Annotated in this window: 5 protein-coding genes (1 of these 5 only partly in view); all 5 read right to left on the bottom strand. The window is 67.7% G+C overall.

Annotated elements, in window-relative coordinates; all coding sequences use genetic code 11:
• Window positions 1–14 precede the first annotated feature (14 nt).
• Window positions 15–1076, bottom strand: coding sequence for a GNAT family N-acetyltransferase (locus tag QW845_RS18240; RefSeq protein WP_315803162.1), 1062 nt, complete (start codon window positions 1074–1076; stop codon window positions 15–17).
• A gap of 133 nt (window positions 1077–1209) precedes the next feature.
• Window positions 1210–2943 (bottom strand): cyclic peptide export ABC transporter, encoded by a 1734-nt coding sequence (locus QW845_RS18235; protein ID WP_315802945.1) that lies wholly within the window; start codon window positions 2941–2943, stop codon window positions 1210–1212.
• A complete protein-coding gene (locus tag QW845_RS18230; RefSeq protein ID WP_315802944.1) occupies window positions 2940–3923 on the bottom strand; it encodes an alpha/beta hydrolase in 984 nt (327 codons plus the stop codon). Before QW845_RS18230 ends, QW845_RS18235 begins: the two co-directional genes overlap by 4 nt.
• Window positions 3924–3930: 7 nt before the next feature.
• Entirely contained in the window at window positions 3931–20331 is a 16401-nt protein-coding gene (locus tag QW845_RS18225; protein ID WP_315802943.1) for a non-ribosomal peptide synthase/polyketide synthase, read from the bottom strand.
• A protein-coding gene (locus QW845_RS18220; RefSeq protein ID WP_315802942.1) for a non-ribosomal peptide synthetase crosses the window boundary here: on the bottom strand, window positions 20324–20381 show its final stretch. The gene runs 6521 nt beyond the window's last position; the window shows 58 of its 6579 coding nt (coding positions 6522–6579); the start codon falls outside the window, past its right edge — the gene reads right to left on this strand; its stop codon occupies window positions 20324–20326. Before QW845_RS18220 ends, QW845_RS18225 begins: the two co-directional genes overlap by 8 nt.

Here is a 20381-nt window from a genome sequence, read left to right as displayed (position 1 = left end):
ATGCTCCGTCCGCGCTAGGCTTCTGTGGGTGCTTCCTTGGCCGCCGGCTGCCACAGCCGATCGCCGAAGAAGCGTTCTCGCAGCAACATGACGAGGGTTGCCCGCTTGTGGGGGAAATCGAAATTCTTGATCCGGGCAAACCCCGCCAGATCCAGGTTGCGAAGCTGCTGGGAATGTGCCGCCGCCGGCTCGCCGACGACACGTTCGGTGCGACAGTCGTCGAGGAACATGTAGTGCATGAGTGAGGGAAGCCAGGCCGTGATGAAGCGGCGGCCCCGAAAGCCGTCCTCGCCGACGATCACGTGCCATCCACGATCATAGTCCGCCGCATCATAGAACGGCGCGATACGATTTTCCTTCGCCCAGTAGAGCTCGAAATAGCCGAACGGCCGATCCCCGAAGCAGCCGATCAGCGGCACCATGTGCGGGTCCGACATGATCCGTGACAGATATTGCCGGTGCTTGTCGATGTCCCCCGCTTCGTTCCAGAACGAGTCCACCCGCGGATCGTTGAGCCAGCGGTGGACCAACGGGAGATCGTGAGCGATGTCGATGACGCGAAAGCTGACGACGTCGGACAGCCAGGGAATGAAACGGGCGTAGACGGTGCCGACCGGCTTGGGCGGCCGCCGCGGATGGCGCCTGCCGTCGGTCATCGCGTAGGACTGTGGAAACGCCGGGCGCGCGGCGTCCGTCAGCCAGTTCTCGCGAAACTGCATCACCATGTCCGGATACAGCGCCAGCCTGCCGTCGGTCACCACCGCGAGGCCATCGTTCGCAAGGGCCGATGCTGCTGCCGGGTTGTCGTCGAGTGCAAGGTCGAGCCTCTGCAGCGACGGCGTCCAGGCAAAGACCGCTTCGGCCATTGCCGCGGCTCCGCGCGACAGCCGGCGCCAATCATCGACCCCGTCGTGCACGATCAGACGCGTCAGTTCGCCATCCGGCCGAAGCGCCAGCAGTGGCGCGCCGTCCGCGATCACCCGAAGCCCGTCATCGTCGCGAACGACCGACATTGTCGCGTCGATTGCGACAGGGAATGTCCGGATACTGCCCGTAACGCTCGCGGTCGCGCTCATGCGAACTCCCTCCCTCTCATTGATCTGCACGGGCGTCATCTCTGTCCACTCCCGCTCAGGATGTAGATCGGCCGGCACGACGAAGACAACAAAGTCCGTAGCGCTGTTTTTAGATTAACTACAAAGATGCGGCTCACGGCTTCGATGCTCCAAGCGATGCAGCGGGTTCATGCAGAACAGTCGTAAGCGTGCGCTGCCTTTGTGCCGGCTCGCGGCGTTCCGCGGCGTCGCTGGCGTCAATCCGACCGTCGCGCAGACGCACGATCCGATCGGCGCAGTGGAAGTAGCGATCGTCGTGCGAGATCACAATGATCGTCTTGCCGAGACGTTTGAGGTCGGCGAGCAGCTCGGTGTAGAAGATTTGGCGGAACGCTGGATCCTGATCGGCCGCCCATTCGTCGAACACCAGCACCGGCCGTCCCTCGATCCAGGCATTGATCAGGGCGAGCCGCTTGCGCTGGCCCGTCGACAGGTCGGTGGTGGAGAACGCGCCGCCATCGATCGAGACCTTGTGAGCGAGCTCGAGTCGATCGAGATAGCGATGTGCGAGGTCAGGCGGCTGGTTGCTCTGCTGCGCCAGGGTGTCGAACAGGAAATAGTCCGAGAATATCGTGGTGAAGAGCTGCCGATAGTCGTCGCGGGTCTCGCTGACGACGGGATTGCCGTCGCGCAGCAGCACGCCGCGGTCCGGCACATAGAGTCCAAGCAGCAGCTTGATCAGCGTCGTCTTGCCGCTGCCGTTCTCACCGACGATGAAGACGATCTCGCCGCGGCGAATGCGAAGGTCGATCGGTCCGATGACAAAAGGGCGTTCGGATGACGACGCAGGGAATGCGTAGGAGACGCCGCGCAGCTCGATGGATTCGATCTGCTCAGCGGTCCGATCCTGGGGATCATCGAGCAGTTCAGCCTCTGCGGCGGTGAAACGCTCCGACAACTCGGCGATCCGGCGCATCGCAACCTGGGCGCGGCCGAGCGACGGCAGCATGCCGATCAACTGGTCGATCGGTCCGCGCATGAACAGCAGCACCAGCACGAAGCCGCTGGACACCGAGGCCGGGCTGTCGGGCCACAGCAGTGGACGCAGCACCAGCGCGGTCCCGATCACCAGAAACAGCAGAACCGTCCCGAGCGCACGCGCCGTCACCAGCAGATTGATCGCCTTGATCTGCACGTCGCCGATCCGGTCGACCGTCCGTCCGATCAGATCGACATGGACATGGCGCCGGCGCTGGCGATGAAGACGGAGCTCCTTGGCACCGTCGGAGATCGCGCGGTAGTGCTTCTGCAGATCGTCTTCGTATTGGCGCGCGAGATTGAAGCCCGTCATTCCGCGCTTGCGGGCGAGGTAATGGACGAACGACCCGAGCGCGATCAAGATTGCCGTGACCAGGAACAACGGCCACGACAGCACCGCGAGGTAGATCAGGCAGCCGGCGACGATGACGCCGGACACCAGGAAGGCGGGAAAGAAGAAGGCGAAATCGCTGATGGCATCGACGTCCTTGGTCAGGACCGGGATGAGGCGGTGCGACCGATAGGCTTCGAGCTGGTCGATCGGCGCCATCAGGATCTTGGCGGCCAGCGACTTGCGCAACGAGGCCACGATCCGCTGCCCGACGATATTGGCGCTGATGTCAGAGCCAACCGACCCGATCACGATCAGGATGCAGAGACCCGCGAACGAGGCAATCAGGCCGCCGACGTCGCCTGCGCCTGCGTAAAGGCCGCGGTTCACCACGGCGAGCAGACCCGCAACGCTGGCGCCGCCGAGCAGGCCAAGCAGGGAGGCTGCCGCCAGCAGCAGCCAATACGGCCGCAGCAGGCTTCCGACGTTGGCGATTGCCAGATTGGATGGCGTCATCATCGGCCGCCGGCTCCCATTCGTGTGGCGAAGACAGCGGCGAGCTTGTCGCCGATGTCGGCGCGGGCCTGGAGGGCGTCGGGCACGACGCTGCCCATGCGCAGGAACTCGTGGACCATGCCGGGATAGACCTTCAAGTCCACAGCGACGCCGGCCTCGCGCAAGCGTGCGGCATAGGCCTGCCCCTCGTCGACCAGCGGATCGAACTCGGGCAGCACGATCAGCGCGGGTGCGACGCGCGTGAGGTCGGAGGCCGCCAGCGGCGCAAATCGCCAGTCGTGGCGATCAGTGCCTTCGGGCAGATAGTGGTCGAAGAACCAGTCGACGGTCTCGCGCTCGAGCAGATAGCCCGAGCCGTAGTTCTCGTAGGAGTCCGAGATCTGCTGCGGGCTGAGCCCGGGATAAGCGAGGACCTGAAGGATCGGCTGCGGCAAGGCCCGGTCGTCGCGCGCGGCGATTGCCAGCGCCGCGGCCAGCGTTCCGCCCGCGCTGTCGCCGCCGATCGCGACTCGCCGCGGGTCGAAGCCAAGCGCCGGCCCCTCGCCCCCGATCCAGGTGAGCGCATCGACGCAATCCTCGAACGCCGTCGGAAACCGATGCTCCGGCGCCAGCCGATAGTCGATCGACAGCACCGCCGCGCCGCTGTCATCCGCGAGGCCGCGGCACAGCGGCTGGTGCGAGTCGAGGCTGCCGACGACGAAGCCGCCGCCATGCATGTAGAGCAGCACGGGCATCGGATCGGCGACATCCAACGGCCGCGTTGCATAGAGCCGCCCTGCAATCTCCGTCCCGTCGCGCATCGGCAGCGCAAGCTGCCTCTCGAACGCCAGCGGCGGCGGATCGACATCCAGCAGCGGCGAGGAGGCGTCGAAATCGGCGCGCGCCTGCGCCGGCGTGAGTTGCGGAAACGGGATGCGCGCGCCGGTTTCGGTTCCGAGCTGGATCATCTCGAGCAACGCGGCGATATCAGGGTGAAGGCTCATGACCACCTCATTCAGCCGGTTCGGACTGCAGCGCCGGCGATGTCTGCGCCGCCTCGTCCGGCTCCAGCCACGCGCCCAGCGCCGTCAGGAAGGATTCGTTGCTCAGGATCCCGAAGTGATCGTCGCCGACCACGCCGAGGTCTGCCGCCTGCGGCAGCCGCGCCACGAGCCGATCTCGCTGTCGAAGCCGGCCCGAGGTCCACCAGCAGCCGGGCGCAACAGCGAGATCAGCCGGCCATTCGGCCGTTTGCGCCAGTTGCGCGAGATGGCGTCCGACTCTGAAGGCCGCGACGATGTCGTCGACGCCGAGAAGGCCGTCGCGCGGCTGCAGCGGCGCCATGCCGATCGCATTGGTGACGAGGCCCCGGATCACCTCGTCCGTCGCCGGCGCATCGGCGGAACGGATCACCGCCACCTGCGACGCGATCGCTGACAATTGCACGCCCGGCGCCGTGACCGAGAGCAGCGCGAGCAAGTCGTCAGTCCAATGCAGCGACGGCTGCTGGCCGCCATGCGGAACGAAGCTGTCTATCAGCGCCAGACGCTCGACCCGCGCGCCGCGCCGTTCCAATTCGGCGGCAACGAGGCCCGCGAGCAGCCCGCCGAGCGACCAGCCGATCAGATGATAGGGCCCCTCGCTCTGCGTCTGTACGATCTCATCGGCATAGTCCACGGCCATCGCCGCCAGCGAGCGATCGGTGAAGGACGGCTCGATCAGCGTCCGGCACTGCAGACCGATCAGTTGCCGTTCTCCCTCCAGACGACGCGCCAGTGGCGCATAGTCGAACACGGTGCCGAAGCCGCCGTGAAGGCAGAACACGGGCGCCGCGCCATCGACCGGCGAACTCAGGGGCAGCAGCGCCGACGGCCGCGTGGATGATGCTGCGGGCGAGCCGAGCAAGGCGCGAATGGTCGGCTTCTGCAAGAGATCCCGCAGCTTGATCTCGCCATCGAGGACCGGTTCGCGGCGAAGCCGCGCGATCACCTTGAGGCTGAGAATCGAGTTGCCGCCGAGCTCGAAGAAGTTGTCGGTGACGCCCACTTGCGCGACGCCGAGAACCTCCGCCCACAGCTTCGCCATCGCGACCTCTGGCGGACTTTCCGGGGCGATGAACGCGCGCCCGGCTGCGATACCAGGCGCGGGCAACGCCTTGCGATCGACCTTGCCGCTCGACAGCGTGGGCAGGCGCTCGAGCACGATGATGCGGGCCGGAACCATGTAGGCCGGCAATGTCCGGCGCAGCGTGGCCGTCAGCGCCGCCGACAGGCGCTCGGCCGCTGCAGCGGCGGCGTCACCCGGCGCCCGTGGCGCCACATAGGCCACGAGCTGACTTCCTCCCGCACCCGCCACCGCGAGCACGGCAGCCTGTGCGACTGCGGGGTCGCTCAGCAGAGCCGATTGGATTTCGCCAAGCTCGATCCGGAAGCCGCTGACCTTGACCTGATCGTCGCTGCGCCCGAGATACTCGATCGTGCCGCTCGCATCCCATCGGGCCAGGTCGCCGGTGCGATAGAGACGTGCGCCCTCCTCCGTCGAAAATGGATCCGGCACGAAGCGTTCCGCCGTCATGCCTGGCTTGGCGAGGTAGCCGCGCGCGAGCCCGAAGCCGCCGACATAGAGCTCGCCGGCTGCGCCTGCCGGAACGAGATTCAGCGCGCCATCGAGGATGTAGGCGATGCGGCGGCCGACGGGAATGCCGATCGGCGCATAGGCCTTGTCGCATGCCGTGTTGCCATCGACCTTCCACACCAGCGGTGTCACGACGGTCTCGGTCGGACCATAGCCGTTGATCAGGATCCGCGGCTTCAGCGCCCGCCTCACCTTGTCGAAGCCGGCCTTCGGCATGGCCTCGCCACCGAACGAATACAACCGCACCGGCGGCGGATTTCCGGTCTGCTCCACCCATTCGGCGACCTGCTGCAGGTAGGCCGGCGGCAGACCGATATGCGTCACGCGCTGCGCATGAAGCTCGGCGACCGTCTGCTCCGGCGTCCACAGCTCCGCATCGCGCATGACCAGCCGTGCGCCCTGCGACAGCACCGTGAGCCACCGTTCATGCGCGCCGTCGAAGGCCAGCGACAGGAAATGCAGCTCGGTTGCGTGCTCGTCGAGCTCGTAGAGCGCAGCGGTCGCCCGGCAATGCATCGCCAGCGGTCCATGCGCGACCGCGACGCCTTTCGGCCGCCCGGTCGAGCCGGACGTGTAGATTACATAAGCCAGATTCTCCGGATGCAGGCCCGGATCCGGCGCATGGTGCGGACCGCTGTCGAAATCGAACGAGGCCAGATCGACGGCCTGGACACCTTCGGTGGCGGCGATCTCATGCACGCCGGACAGCAGCATGCTCATCCCGGAATCGCGCATCAGATGGGCGATGCGGTCCGGCGGCAGCTCGGGATCGAGCGGCACATAGGCTCCGCCGGCCTTCAGCACGGCGAGCAGCGCGGCCATCGTCGCTTCATTGCGCGCGACGACGACGCCGACGCGCTGGTCTGGCTGGAGCCCGGCGCCGACGAGGCGGAGCGCGAGCCGGTTGGCACGACGATCGAGCTCACCGTAGGACACGTTCCTGCCGCCGATCGTGAGGGCGACACGTTCCGGGTCGCGCTGGGCATGACCGCTGATCATCTCGTGCACTAGCGGACGCGTCGCGGAAGACGCAGCCCGACCATTGCAGGCGACTGCGCGCTGCACATCCTGAGCGGTGGCCGCATCGATCGCGCCGAGCGCGGCTTCCGGACTTCGCATGATAGCCGCGAGCAGATGTTCGAATTGCGCCCTCACCTGCTCCGCCTGATCCGGCGTGAAGTGGCTCGGCATATAGGTGAACTCGACCTGCAGCGAATCCTCGACCATGATGGACAGGTCCATCGGATAGTTGGTGACGTCGACATTGCGCAGCTCGCCGAATTGAAGCGAGCCGTCGCCCTGCAGCAGGCCCCGGTCGACGGGATAGTTCTCGAACACGATGATACTGTCGAACATGCTCTCGCCAGCACGGCCGGCCCAGCTCTGGATGTCGTAGAGCGGCGTCTGCTCGAAATTGCGCATCGCCGCGTTACGGTCCTGCATGGCACGCAGCCAGTCGCCGATCGTGGTGGCCGGCGACGGCGTCTCGATCACCGGCAGCGTATTGATGAACAGGCCGATCATCTGCTCGGCCCCGTCGAGACCAGCCGGACGGCCGGCGACGGTGACACCGAAGGTGACGGTCTGCTGGCCGGTGTAGCGTTGCAGCAGCAGCGCCCAGACGCCCTGGATGAGCGTGTTCAGGGTGATGCGCTCGCGCCGCGCAAACGCCTTCAAGGCCGCGGTCGCATCTTCGTCGAGCCGCGTGTAGCAGCGCTGGTGCCCGTGCCCATCGTGGCGCCGTGCTCCGAAGGCATCGGCCAGTTGCGTCGGCTGGTCGAAGGCCGTGAGCTGTCCGCGCCAGAAGCGCTCGGCGGCCTGCGCGTCCTGGGCCAGCAGCCAGGCAACATAGTCGCGATAATGCGCTGAACGAGCCGTGAGCGCCCGCCCGGAATAGCGCTGCAGGATTTCGCCGATGAAGCGGGCCGAGCTCCAGCCATCCATCAGGATGTGATGGTAGGTCCAGATCAGGCGATGGCGCTCGTGGTCGAGCTGCAGCAGCCGGACACGCTGCAGCGGCGGCACCGCGAGATCGAACTCGACGTTACGCTCCGCGGCCAGGGCCGACGACAGCCGCGCTTCATCGACGACCTGCCCGCGCCAGTCCTCCATCACGAACGGCGCGTTCGCGGCACGATGGACGGCCTGCAGCGGTGCACCGGACAGCTCGCGCCAGAGAAAACCCGTGCGCAGCATCGGATGAGAGTCAGAGACCTCTTGCCACGCGCTGCGCAGCCGCTCGACGTCCAGCCCGCGGATCTCGACGCTGATCTGGTTGACGTAGACACCGCTGCCGGCATCGCGCAGGCTGTGGAACAGCATGCCCTGCTGCATCGGCGAGAGCGGGTAGACGTCCTCGATGCGGTCCCAGTCGACCCCGAGCCGAGCGAGCTCGTCGCTGGTCAGCCCGGACAATGCGCCGCGCGCGAGGGCAATCACGGGCTGATCTTTCCGCGCCGCTCGGCAGGCCGGCGCGAGCAGCTCGACCGTCTGCAGCCGGAACACGTCTCTCGGCTCCAGCACGAGACCAGCCCGGCGGGCGCGACCGACCATCTGCAGCGAGATGATCGAGTCGCCGCCGAGCTCGAAGAAATTGTCGGCGACGCCGACGTCCGGCTGGTGGAGCAGTTCGGCCCAGATCGCGGCGAGCGTGGCCTCGGCGGGACTACGTGGCGAGATGCGCTGTCCCTGTGCGGGCCGGGTGTCGGGCAATGGCAAGGCCTTGCGATCGATCTTGCCGTTCGGCGTCAGCGGCAGAAGCGGCAGCACCATGACGCGCGACGGCACCATGTAGTCCGGCAGCGCCGACGCGAGCGTCGCGCGCAGCTCAGCTCCGTCGAGCCCATCGTCGCCGCTGACATAGCCGACGAGCTGCCGCCCGCCGCCGAGCTCTTGCGCCACCACGACGCTGTCGCGGACGCCGGGCTGCGTGCGCAGCCGCGCCTCGATCTCGCCGAGCTCGATGCGGTGGCCGCGGATCTTCACCTGATGGTCGGCACGGCCGACATAGTCGAGCAATCCATCGGCCCGCCACCGCGCCAGATCGCCGGTCCGGTACAGCCGCGCACCGGGATCGCCGAATGGATCGGGAACGAAGCGCTCGGCGCTGAGCGCCGCCCGGCGCCAATAGCCGCGGGCCAGGCCTTCGCCGCCGATGAAGAGCTCGCCCGTCACGCCGACAGGGGCGCGGTTGAGATCGCCGTCGAGCACGTGGAGCGTGGTGCTGCCGATCGGGCCGCCGAGGACGGGTGCGGGATCGCGCGCATCGAGCCGATGACGTGCCGACCACACCGTGGTTTCAGTCGGCCCGAACAGGTTCCATACCTCGCCGCCGAGCGCGAGCAGCCGGAGCGCCAGATCGGGCGCCAGCGCCTCGCCGCCGCTCAGCAGGCGGCAGCCTTGAGGCAGCCATCCATGCGCGCCGTCGTCATGGTCGAGCAGCATGCGCCAGCTCGACGGCGTGGCTTGGATCATGGTCGCGCCGTGACGGGCCACGATCGCTTTCAACGCCGCGGGATCATGGGCCGAGGCGCGGTCCGCCAGCACGATCTGCGCGCCATGAGTCAGCGGCAACCAGAGTTCGAGCACCGCGATGTCGAACGACAGCGAGGTCAAACCGAGCACGCGGTCATCGCGCGCAATGCCCGGCTGCTCAGCCATGGTCGTCAGGAAATTCGTCACCGCGCCATGGCGCACCATCACGCCCTTGGGCAGTCCGGTCGAGCCGGAGGTGTAGATGACGTAAGCGAGGTTCTCAGGATGGATGGCGACGTCGAGATTCCCGACGTCGACAGCTTCTTCTCCAGCCGCCTCGTCCAGCAGCCAGGCCTCGGCATGGCCGTCCGCCAGCACCGGCGCGAGCCGGTCGTGGAGCGCCGCCTGCGTCAGCAGCAGCTTGGCGCCGCTGTCGGCCAGCATGTGCGCGAGACGCTCAGCCGGGTAGTCCGGATCGAGCGGCAGATAGGCCCCGCCCGCCTTGAGCACCGCGAGCAGCGCCACCATCATCGTGACACCGCGCTCCAGCGCCAGCCCTACCACCACATCGGGACCGACGCCGCCCTCCCTGAGCCTTTGGCCCAGCCGGTTCGAGCGCGCGTTCAGCGCGGCGTAGCTGAGCGTCTCCTCATTGTGCACGAGCGCGATCGCATCGGGCGCGCGCCCCGCCTGCGCCTCGAATTGAGCGACGACACCGGGCGATATCACGGCGGCCGCTGTCGCGTTCACCCGTGCCAGCAGCGCGATATCCGCGGGATCATCGGCCGCAATGCAGCCGACCGCCTGCTCCGCATCGCGAGCGATGGCCGCGAGCAGTTGCACGAACGCCATCTGCAGCCGACGGATCTGGACGTCGTCGAAATGTTGCTGCTGGAAATTGAACACCAGCCGTAGCTCGCTTTCGAGACCGACACTCACGAACAGCGGGTAGTTGCTGGTTTCGAGGATCCTCGTCCGGCTGACGCTCAGACGGCCATCTCGGGTCTTCAAGGCCGCGTCCACCGGATAGTTCTCGAACACGAGGATGCTGTCGAACAGTGGACGCCCGCTCCTGCCCGCGATCCGCTGGATGTCGGCCAGCGGCATCCAGCCGTGATCCCGCAGGCCGAGATTGCGATCCTGCAAGTCCCGCAGCCACGCGCCGACGCGCTGCTCCGGATCCTTGGTATCGACCACCGGCAAGGTGTTGATGAAGAGGCCGACCATCTCTTCGGCGCCGGCGAGCTCGGCGGGCCGGTCCGATACCGTCACGCCGAAGCAGACTGTAGGCTGGCCGGTGAACCGACGGAGCAAATGCGCCCATGCCGCCTGCACCACCGTGTTCAGCGTGACCCGTTCGCGGGTCGCGAAGCGTTGCAGCCGCTCGCTGAGATCGGCGTCCACCATCATGGCGAGCGAGCCATGGCCGACGCGAGCGCCGGCCGCAGGCTGCGACAGCAGGCTCGGCTCGTCGAGCCCGGCCAACGCCGCTCGCCAGAACTCGGCCGCCGCACCGTGGTCCTGCGCCTGCAGCCATCCGATGTAGTCGCGGAAGCGCGGCGGCGGTCCTTGCAGCGCCCCCTGCCCCTCTTGCTGCATCACCTCGGCAATGAAGCGGGCCGAGCTCCAGCCGTCTATCAGAATGTGATGATGGGTCCAGATCAACCAGTGCCGGTCATCGGCGATCCGGACCAGCCGCACGCGCTGCAGCGGCGGCCGCGAGAGATCGAAGCCGTCGGCGCGCTCGCGATCTGCAACTGCCATGAGCTCAACCTCCAGCGCCGACGGAGTAAGTCCCGCCGCACGTTCCCGCCAATCCTCCGCGACGAAGGCAACGTCGGCATTGCGATAAACGATTTGCTGCGGCGGTCCGGACAATTCACGCCACAGGAAACCGGTGCGAAGCACGGCATGACGGTCGCTGACGGCCTGCCAAGCAGCATGCAGCTTACCGGCGTCGAGGCCGCGGATCTCGGCAGCGGCCTGGTTGACGTAGACCCCGGTGACGTCGTCGTGCAGCGCGTGAAACAACATGCCCTGCTGCATCGGCGACAGCGGATAGATGTCCTCGACCTCGCGCCAATCCAGCGCCAGCGCATCGAGCTCGGCCTGACTCAGCTTCGACAGCGGCACATCGGACGGCGTCAGGCCATGGACACCGCTCGTGCAGTGATCGACCAGCTCACGCAGCGCCGCTCCGAAACAATCGGCGAAGCGGGTCACGGTCTCGCGTCGATAGCGCTTCCTGCTGAAGCCGAACGACAACTGCAGACGGCCGTCGAGCACTCTCGCATTGACCGCGATATGGTGGCGGAGCGGGCTCGACGCCGCACGCGAAGGTCCTGCGCTCTCGGGCGCGATCGAGAACAGCGCCGTCTCGTCCGCGCTGCCATCGACCTGACCGAGATAGTTGAACCCGATGCGCGGCTGCACGCCCGTCCTCAGCGCCGCACGCTGGGCATCAGACCCCAGGTAGCGCAGCACGCCGTAGCCAAGTCCCCGGTTGGGGACGGACCGCAGCATCTCCTTGGTCGCCTTGATCAGCTCGGCGGGCGGCTGCGATCCAGCCGTCAATTGCACCGGAAAGGCGGTTGTGAACCAGCCGATGGTTCGCGACAGATCGAGCCCGTCGCCGAGATCCTCGCGGCCGTGGCCTTCGAGCTCGATCGCCATCATCTCCCGGCCCGACCACTGCCATAACGCGCGCGCCAGCGCGGACAGCAGCAGATCATTGACCTGGGTTCGGTACGCGCCGTGCGCGGCGCCCAGCAGACGCGCGGTCAGCTCGGCGTCGATCGCAAGCGGCACATCGTCGGCGTCGGCGATCGTATCCCGATCCGCATGATCGACATCGCATGGCACGTCCGCCGCCTGCCGGAGACCGGACCAATGATCCAACTCGGCAGCCAGCGCATCCGAGGCGGCGTGCGCGTGCAGGGCCGCACCCCATTGGGCATAGGCGTGCGTCTTGGGCGGCAGCGTCGCCTCCTGCCCACGCATCAGCTGCTCGTAGGCCGCCGCGAGATCCTCCAGCAGCACACGCCACGACACGCCGTCGATCACGAGGTGATGGATCACGATCAGGAGGCGCTGCCCGCCGTCGGGCAGATCGATGCCGACCATCTGCACCAGACGCCCCTGCGCGAGCGAGAGGCTCGCCTGGACCTCCGCGGCCAGCGCGGTGACCGCCTCGCCGTCAGCCAGCTCGCACGCTCGAAACAGGCTGGGGGCGGCCGGCGCCGGCCCGTGCTCGGCGCGCCAGGTGCCGTCGATGCGTTGGAAGCGCAGCCTCAGCGCATCATGATGGGTGACGACCGCCGCCGCCGCGCGCCGCAGCACGTCCCAGTCGAGCCGCCGCTGCGGCCGCAGCAGCAAGGCCTGGTTCCAGTGGTCCGGCGCCTCCAGCTCCTGCTCGAAGAAGCGCAGTTGAATCGGCAGCAACGGCAGTGGCCCTGAGACGAGGCCGTGCTCCACCGTCGTCTCCAGCCGCGCGATCTGCCGCGCGTCGCGCGCCAGGGCTTCCAGTGTCTGATGCTTGAAGACGTCGCGCGGCTCGATCAGAAGTCCGGCTCGCCGCGCGCGACTGACCATCTGCAGCGAGATGATGGAATCGCCGCCGAGCTCGAAGAAATTGTCGGTCATGCCGACATCGGGCTGATGCAGCAGCTCGGCCCAGATGGCCGCCAGCGCAGCCTCGGCCGCCGTCCGCGGCGCAATCCGCTTGGCCGATGCGGGCGCCTCCGGCGCCGGCAGCGCATGGCGATCGACCTTGCCATTCACCATCAGCGGCAGACGATCGAGCACCACGATCCGCGCCGGCACCATGTAGTCCGGCAGGGCCGCGGACAAGACATCGCGCAGCACGACGCCGTCGAGCGTGTCGTCACCGCAGACATAGCCGATCAGTTGCCGGCCTGCTCCGAACTCCCTGGCGATGACGACGGCGGCAGTGACCGATGGCTGCTGCAACAGCCGCGCCTCGATCTCGCCGAGCTCGATGCGGAAGCCGCGAACCTTCACTTGATGATCAGTGCGGCCGACATAGTCGATGGCGCCATCGCTGCGCCAGCGCGCCAAGTCGCCGCTCCGGTACAGCCGCGCACCGGGAGGTCCGAACGGATCTGGAATGAAGCGCTCGGCCGTCAGCGCCGCGCGACCGAGATAGCCGCGCGCCAGCCCGTCGCCGCCAATATAGAGCTCGCCCGTCGTACCCTCGGCGACCGGATTGAGGTCGGCATCGAGAATGCGCAGGATCGTACCCGGGATCGGCACGCCGATCGGCACGCGTGGCCCGCTCGCCTCGCGGCAGCTCCAGAAGCTGGCATTGATGAGCGCTTCGGTCGGTCCATAGCGGTTGTCGAACCGGATCGCTGGAAATACCGCGTAGACTTGGTCCCTCAGCTGGACCGGCAGAGCCTCGCCGCCAGAGAACAGGCGTTTCAAGCTCACGCATCGGCGCGCCTCGGGCTCGGCCACGAATTGCGCGAGCATCTGGGGCACGAAATGCAGCGTCGTGACGCCATGCGCAATGACCGCATCGATCAGCCGCTTCGGCTCGCGATGGGCGCCCGGCGCTGCGATCGCAAGCCGCGCGCCGACCGTCAGCGGCCACAGGATTTCCCACACCGCGACGTCGAAGCTGAATGGCGTCTTCTGCAACAGCGTTTCGCTAGGAACGATCCCGTACTCCCGCTGCATCCACCCCAGCCGTGCCGCCAGCGCGCCACGCGTGCAGGCCACGCCCTTCGGCGTGCCGGTCGAGCCGGACGTGTAGATCACGTAAGCGAGGCTCTCGGCGTGGATCGGACTGCGGAGATCCGAACTGCCGGCATCGATCCCGTGCGAAGCGCGGCTGTCGTCGACGGCCATCAGCTCGGCGCCCGCCCCTGCCATGATCTCCATCAGCCGATCGCGCAACTGCGGCTGCGTCAGCACCAGTCGCGCGCCGCTGTCGCCCAGCATCGCGGCGAGCCGCCCGCTCGGATAATCCGGATCGAGCGGCAGGTAGCCGGCCCCCGCCTTCAGCACCGCCAGCACGGCCACGACCAGATCGGCGCTACGCTCGAATGCGAGGGCGACGGGAGCATCAAGAGCGACGCCGGCCTGCCTGATCTGTCGCGCCAGTCGGTTGGCCCGCGCGTTCAGTTCGGCGTAGCTGATCCCCTCCTGATCAGAGATCAGGGCGACGGCCGCGGGCGACCGTGCGACCTGCTGTTCGATCTGCGTCATGACGTCGACGAAGCCGTCTTTCGCCGTCGGCGCGGCGCGTCCCGAGCTCCAGCGGAGCACCCGTTGCAAAGCGTCGGCGTCGAGGCCATGCAGCTCCGCGACCGGGCGGCTGCTGTCGTCGGCGATGCGCGCGAGCAGACAGGCGAACGCCGCCTGCATCCGCTCGATCTGCGGCCGGTCGAACCGGCTGCGATCGTAACGGAATCCGAGCCGGATGCCGGCGTCGGTCGCGAACACCGCGACCGTCAGCGCATAGTTGGTGATCGAGATCTGCTCGGCGCGGCTGGCGCGCGGCCCCTCGCCGGCCTGATCGCGTATCGCCGCGTCGACCGGATAGTTCTCGAACACGAAGATGGAGTCGAACAGCGGCCGGCCGGCCCGGCCGGCAAGACGCTGGATCTCGTGCAACGGCATCCAGCCGTGCTCGCGCAGGTCGACGTTGCGATCCTGCAGGCTGCGCAGCCAGTCGCCCACCAGCGTTTGCGGTCTCGCGTCCTCGAGCACAGGCACGGTGTTGATGAACAGGCCGACCGTCTCTTCCACACCCGCGATCTCGGGCGGCCGGCCGGAAATCGTGGCGCCGAAGCAGACGACATCCTGGCCGGTCAAGCGCCGCAGCAGCTGGCCCCAGGCCCCCTGCAGCAGCGTGTTCAAGGTCACCCGCTCGCGCCGTGCCACGAGCTGCAGCCGCTCGGTTTTCGCTGCATCGATGACGAGGTCGATCGAGGCATGGCCTTCGGCTGGTGCGGCCGGCCCGCCAAGCGCATCGGCCAGCAGGCTCGGCTCGCCGAGCGTCGAGAGCGAGCGCGACCAGAACGCAATCGACGCCTCGCGATCCTGTCGTTGCAGCCAGGCAATGTAATCGCGATAGCGGCCGCGCGGTGCGCCCAGCGACGCGCCGCCGACATGCTGCATGATCTCCCCGATCAGCCTCGCCGCGCTCCAGCCGTCGAGCAGGATGTGATGATGGGTCCAGATCAGGCGGCAAACGCCGCCGCCGAGATCGATGAGACGGACCCGCTGCAGCGGCGGCCGTGACAGGTCGAAGCCGGCGCGCCATTCGGCCGCCGCCACCTCGGCCAGCGCCGCGTCACGCGTGGCTCGATCCATCGAGTCCGCACGGTCGCGCCAATCCTCCTCGACGAAGGGAACAGGAACCTGCCGATGGACGACCTGCTGCGGCGCGCTCGATAATTCCCTCCACACGAACGCGGTCCGCAGCACCGCGTGTCGTGCCGTCACCGCCTGCCACGCCGCGCGCAGGCGCGCCGCGTCCGCGCCTTCGACGTCGACGGCGATCTGGCTGACATAGTTGCCGCTGTCGCCGTCGCGCAGCGTGTGGAACAGCATGCCCTGCTGCATCGGCGACAGCGGATAGATATCCTCGACATCGCGCCAATCACGCGTCGCGCCGAGCAAATCGAGCTCCGGCTGGCCGAGGCGCGACAACGGAACGTCCGACGGCGTGAGGCCGTGTGCGTCACCGGTGCAATGCACGACCAGCTCGCGCAGCGCCGCGGAATAGCACGCGGCCAGCCGCTCGATCGTCGCGCGGCGATAGCGGCGGCGGCCAAAGCTGAATGTCAGCTTCAGCCGGCCGTCGAGCACTTGGCCGTTGATGCTGAGCCAGCGGCCGAGCGGCGCGCTGGCGCTGCGCGACGGCCCCGCGCCTTCCGGCGCGAGCGCGAAGGCAAGGTCGGAGCCGGCGCCAAACTGGCCGAGATAGTTGAAGACGATCCGCGGCTCGGCTCCATCCGCCAGGGCGGCGCGCTGCTCGGAGCTGCCGCAATACCGCAGCACGCCGTAGCCGAGCCCGCGCGCCGGGATGGCCCGCAATTCCTCCTTGATCGACCTGATGAGGGTGGCGTCGTCGCTCGCGCCAGCGGAGAGCCGAACCGGAAATGCTGTCGTGAACCAGCCGACCGTGCGCGACAGGTCGATGCCTTCGAACAGATCCTCGCGTCCATGGCCCTCGAGCTCGACCAGGCATTCACCGAGTCCGCACCAGCGGCTGACCGCGCGGGCCAGCGCCGCCAGCAGCAGATCATTGACCTGGGTCCTGTAGGCGGCGGGCGCCTGCTTGAGCAGTTGCCCGGTCACGTCGGCATCGAACGACACGGCGACGTCTTCGCCGTCGGCGACGCGATCGGTCTCCCCGTGATCGTCGTCGCACGGCAGATCGTCAGCGACGCTTCGCTGTCTCCAATAGACGAGCTGGTCGGCCAGCTCCTTGCTCGCGGCGTAGTCTTCGAGCCTCTTGCCCCACGACGCCACGGACTGGCTCTTGGGAGGCAAAACAATCGCGGCCGCGCCCTGCGCCGCCTGTCGATACGCCGCGGCGATGTCCTCGAGTAGGACGCGCCACGACACGCCATCGACGACGAGATGATGCACGACGATCAGAAGCCGCTGGCTGCCGTCCGCAACGTCCATGCCGACGAGGCGCAGCAACGGCCCCTGCAAGGACAGGCTCGCCTGCGCGGCCGCCGCAACCGAGGTGATCTCCGCCGCGTCCTGAACAGTGCGGATCCAGAGCAGATCGGCGCTCGCCGGCATCTTGCCGTATCTCGCGTGCCACGTGCCGTCGCTTTGCTCGAATTGCAGCCGCAGGGCATCGTGATGCGCCACCACGGCATCGACCGCCCGCGCCATCACGCGCCAGTCGAACCGCGCCGAGGGTACGAGCATCAAGGCCTGGTTCCAGTGATGCCGTTCGCCCGCGTCCTCGGCAAAGAAGCGGCGCTGGATCGGCAACAGCGGCACCGGATCGCCGTCGCGCGCGCCGGGCTCAGCGGAGACAATGACCGCCCGATCGCGGCGCGCGACCCGCGCCAGCTCCTGCAGCGTCTGATGCCGGAACAGATCGCGCGGCTCGATTGACAGGCCACGCTGCCGCGCCCGTCCGACCACCTGCAGTGAGATGATGGAATCGCCGCCGAGCTCGAAGAAATTGTCGGTGAGCCCGATCCGCGAATGGCCGAGCAGTTCGGCCCAGATCGCCGCCAGCTCCAATTCCACGGCCGATTGCGGCGCGACATAGTCTGTCTCGGCACACAATGACTCGGGCACCGGCAGAGCGTCGCGATCGACCTTGCCATGCGCCGTGAGCGGCATCTGCGACATCGGCACGATGCGGGCCGGAACCATGTAGTCCGGCAGCTCCTTCGTCAGCGCCGCGCGCAGCGTTGCCTCGTCGAAGCCATCCTCGCCGCAGACATAGCCGATCAGCTGCTGGCGTCCGCCGATCTCGCGTGCCACCACCACCGCCGACTGCACGCCCGTCTGCCGCGTCAGCCGCGCCTCGACCTCGCCCGGCTCGATGCGGAAGCCACGGATCTTGAGTTGATGATCGGACCGGCCGACATAGTCGATGACGCCGTCGGCACGCCAGCACGCCAGATCGCCCGTGCGATACAGCCGCGCGCCGGGTGCGCCGAACGGATCGGGGATGAAGCGCTCCGCCGTCAGCGCCGGCCGATTCCAATAGCCGGCCGCGAGCCCCTCGCCGCCGATATGAAGCTCGCCGATGACGCCGACCGGAACGATGTTCAGATCGCCGTCGAGAACATAGGCCGAGCGCCGGCCGACCGGATGGCCGATCGGCGCATAGGCGCAGTCGATCTCGGCATCGGCGTCGACCTTCCAGACCAGCGGCGTGACCACCGTCTCCGTCGGACCGTAGCCGTTGATCAGCTTGCGCGGCCGCAGCGCCTGCCTGACCTTGTCGAAGCCCGATTTGGGCATCGCCTCGCCGCCGAACGAATACAGCGACACGGGCGGCGGATCGCCGCGCCACGCCGCGAATTCGGCGAGCTGCTGCAGGTAGGCCGGCGGAAAGCCGGCATTGGTCACGCGCTCCGCGCGCATCACCTCGAGCGTCTTCTCCGCCGACCAGAGATCGGCGTCGCGCATCACCAAGGCCGCGCCGCAGCTCAGCGCGGTCCACAACCGCTCATGCGCGCCGTCGAAGGTGAAAGAAAGGAAGTGCAGTTCGCGCGACTGCTGGTCCATCTCGTAGAGACCGGCCGTGGCGTCGCAATGCATCGCGAACGGTCCATGCGCGACCGCGACGCCCTTCGGTACACCGGTGGAGCCGGACGTATAGATCACGTAGGCGAGGCTCGCGGGATGGACATCGACCGCGGGATCAATCTCCGTCGTCTCGGCCGGGATCACGCCGAGATCGACGACTGCGATGCCCGGCATCGGCGGCCATTGCGATCGTCCCGCCGCATCGACCAGCACGACGCGCGCGCCGGCATCGCGAACGGTTGCAGCAAGCCGCGCTGGTGGATGATCGGGATCGAGCGGCAGATAGGCGGCGCCGGCCTTGAGGACGGCAACGAAACCGGCGACGAGATCGGGCGAACGCTGCATCGAGAGCGCGACGAGCTCGCCGGGTCGAACGCCGAGCGCCAGCAGATGCTGCGCGATGGCATTGGCGCGGCGATCGAGCGCCTGATAGCTGATCGTCTCGGCTCCGAACACCAGGGCTGTCGCGCCCGGCGTGTCCTTGGCGTGCCGCGCGAACATCCGGTGCACCGACTGGAAGGCCGCGCGCGCGGGCGCGCAGGCATTCCACTGCCTGACGTCGTCGCGCTGCCGGTCCGACAACAGCTCCAGCGCCGCGATCCGGCGCGTGGGATCTGCGACCATTTCCTGCAGGATCGTCAGCCAATGGCCGGCGAGCCGCGTGATGGTCGACCGCTCGAACAACGCGGTGGCAAAGGAAAACAGCGCCGAGACGTCCCCCGACGGCAATTCCTCGCTGTCGAGCGCGAGGTCGAATTTCACCGTCTCAATCTCGGCCGCGATCGTCTCGATCTGCAATTCAGAGCTAGCCGGCGCATGCGCCGGCCCGCGCCGATGCTGATGGTTGTAGAGCACCTGGAACAGCGGCGTCTGGCTCAGGCTGCGCTGTGGCTGCAACACGTCGAGCAGCCGTTCGAACGGAAGGTCCTGGTGATCCCTGGCCTCGAGCGAAGCCGCGCGCAGCGTTTCGACGACGTCGGCGATCGTCCCCAGGCTGTCGATCCGCGTCCGCAGCACCTGGGTGTTGACCAACAGCCCGATCAGGCGCCGCGTTTCCGGCCGATCGCGATTGGCGAGGGGAACGCCGATGCTGATGTCGTCCTGGCCGCTGTAGCGATAGAGCACCAGCTTCAGTGCCGCGAGCAGCACGACGAACAGCGTCGTGTGATGTTGCCGCGCAAGCTCGCGCAGACGATCGGAAAGCTCGGCGCCGAGTGACAGGCGTATGGCACCGCCGGATTGGTCGGTCTGGGCCGAACGCGGCCGATCGAACGGCAGTTGCAGCATCGCCGTGTCGTGCAGCCGGCCGGTCCAGTAGCGGAGCTGCCGCTCCTCCTCCACCGCGCCGAGCCACAGCCGCTGCCAGGCGGAGAAATCGGCGTAGTCGATCTCGAGCGCCGGCAGCGAGGCGGTCTCGCCGCGGACGGCTGCGCGATAGAGCTGCCAGAACTCGTCGGTGAGGACCTGCATCGACCAGCCATCGGCGACGATGTGGTGCAGCGTCACCGAGAGAACATGGTCGTGCTCGTCGAGCCTCAGCAGCGCCGCGCGCAGCAGCGGTCCGGATTCGAGATCGAACGGCAGCGCCGCTTCCTCACGCAGCAGCCGGCGCGCCTGCTGCTCGCAATCATCGCCGGCAATCTCGATGCGGCGAAGCGCGACCGGCGCCGGCGGTCCCACGATCTGCTCCGGCTCGCCGCCGTCCTGCCGGAACGTGGTGCGGAGCGCGGCATGGCGCATGACCAGCTCGTCGAGCGCCCGTTGAAGCGCGGCGGCATCGAGACGGCCCCGCAGCCGGATCGCGACCGGCATGTTGTAGGCGGAGCCGTCCGGATCCATCCGCCACAGGAACCAGAGGCGGGCCTGCGCGAACGACAACAGCGCGCGCTGCAGCTGCTGCCGGGCGATCGGCAGAATCGAAAGATCGATGCCCTTGGCCGCCAACTGCGTCAGGAAGGCGCGCTGCTTTGGCGCGTCGAGACGCACCAACCGGCGCGCGATCTCGCTGAGCTGCTGGGCCTGAAGTCCGGACTGATCATTCATTGGCGAACTCGACTTCTTCAAGCAGATCGAACATGGCGGCGATGTCGTCG

The sequence above is a fragment of the Bradyrhizobium sp. SZCCHNS3002 genome, from assembly GCF_032377435.1.
GTDB lineage: Bacteria > Pseudomonadota > Alphaproteobacteria > Rhizobiales > Xanthobacteraceae > Bradyrhizobium.
The sequence above is the reverse complement of the archived record's forward strand: the minus strand, read 5'-3'. Positions and strand labels throughout refer to the sequence as shown.

Bases quoted from the DNA above. Each gene is read 5' to 3' on its own strand.
- QW845_RS18230 (WP_315802944.1), bottom strand. From the start codon at position 3,923: ATGAGCCTTCACCCTGATATCGCCGCGTTGCTCGAGATGATCCAGCTC.
- QW845_RS18225 (WP_315802943.1), bottom strand. From the start codon at position 20,331: ATGAATGATCAGTCCGGACTTCAGGCCCAGCAGCTCAGCGAGATCGCG.
- QW845_RS18240 (WP_315803162.1), bottom strand. From the start codon at position 1,076: ATGAGCGCGACCGCGAGCGTTACGGGCAGTATCCGGACATTCCCTGTC.
- QW845_RS18235 (WP_315802945.1), bottom strand. From the start codon at position 2,943: ATGATGACGCCATCCAATCTGGCAATCGCCAACGTCGGAAGCCTGCTG.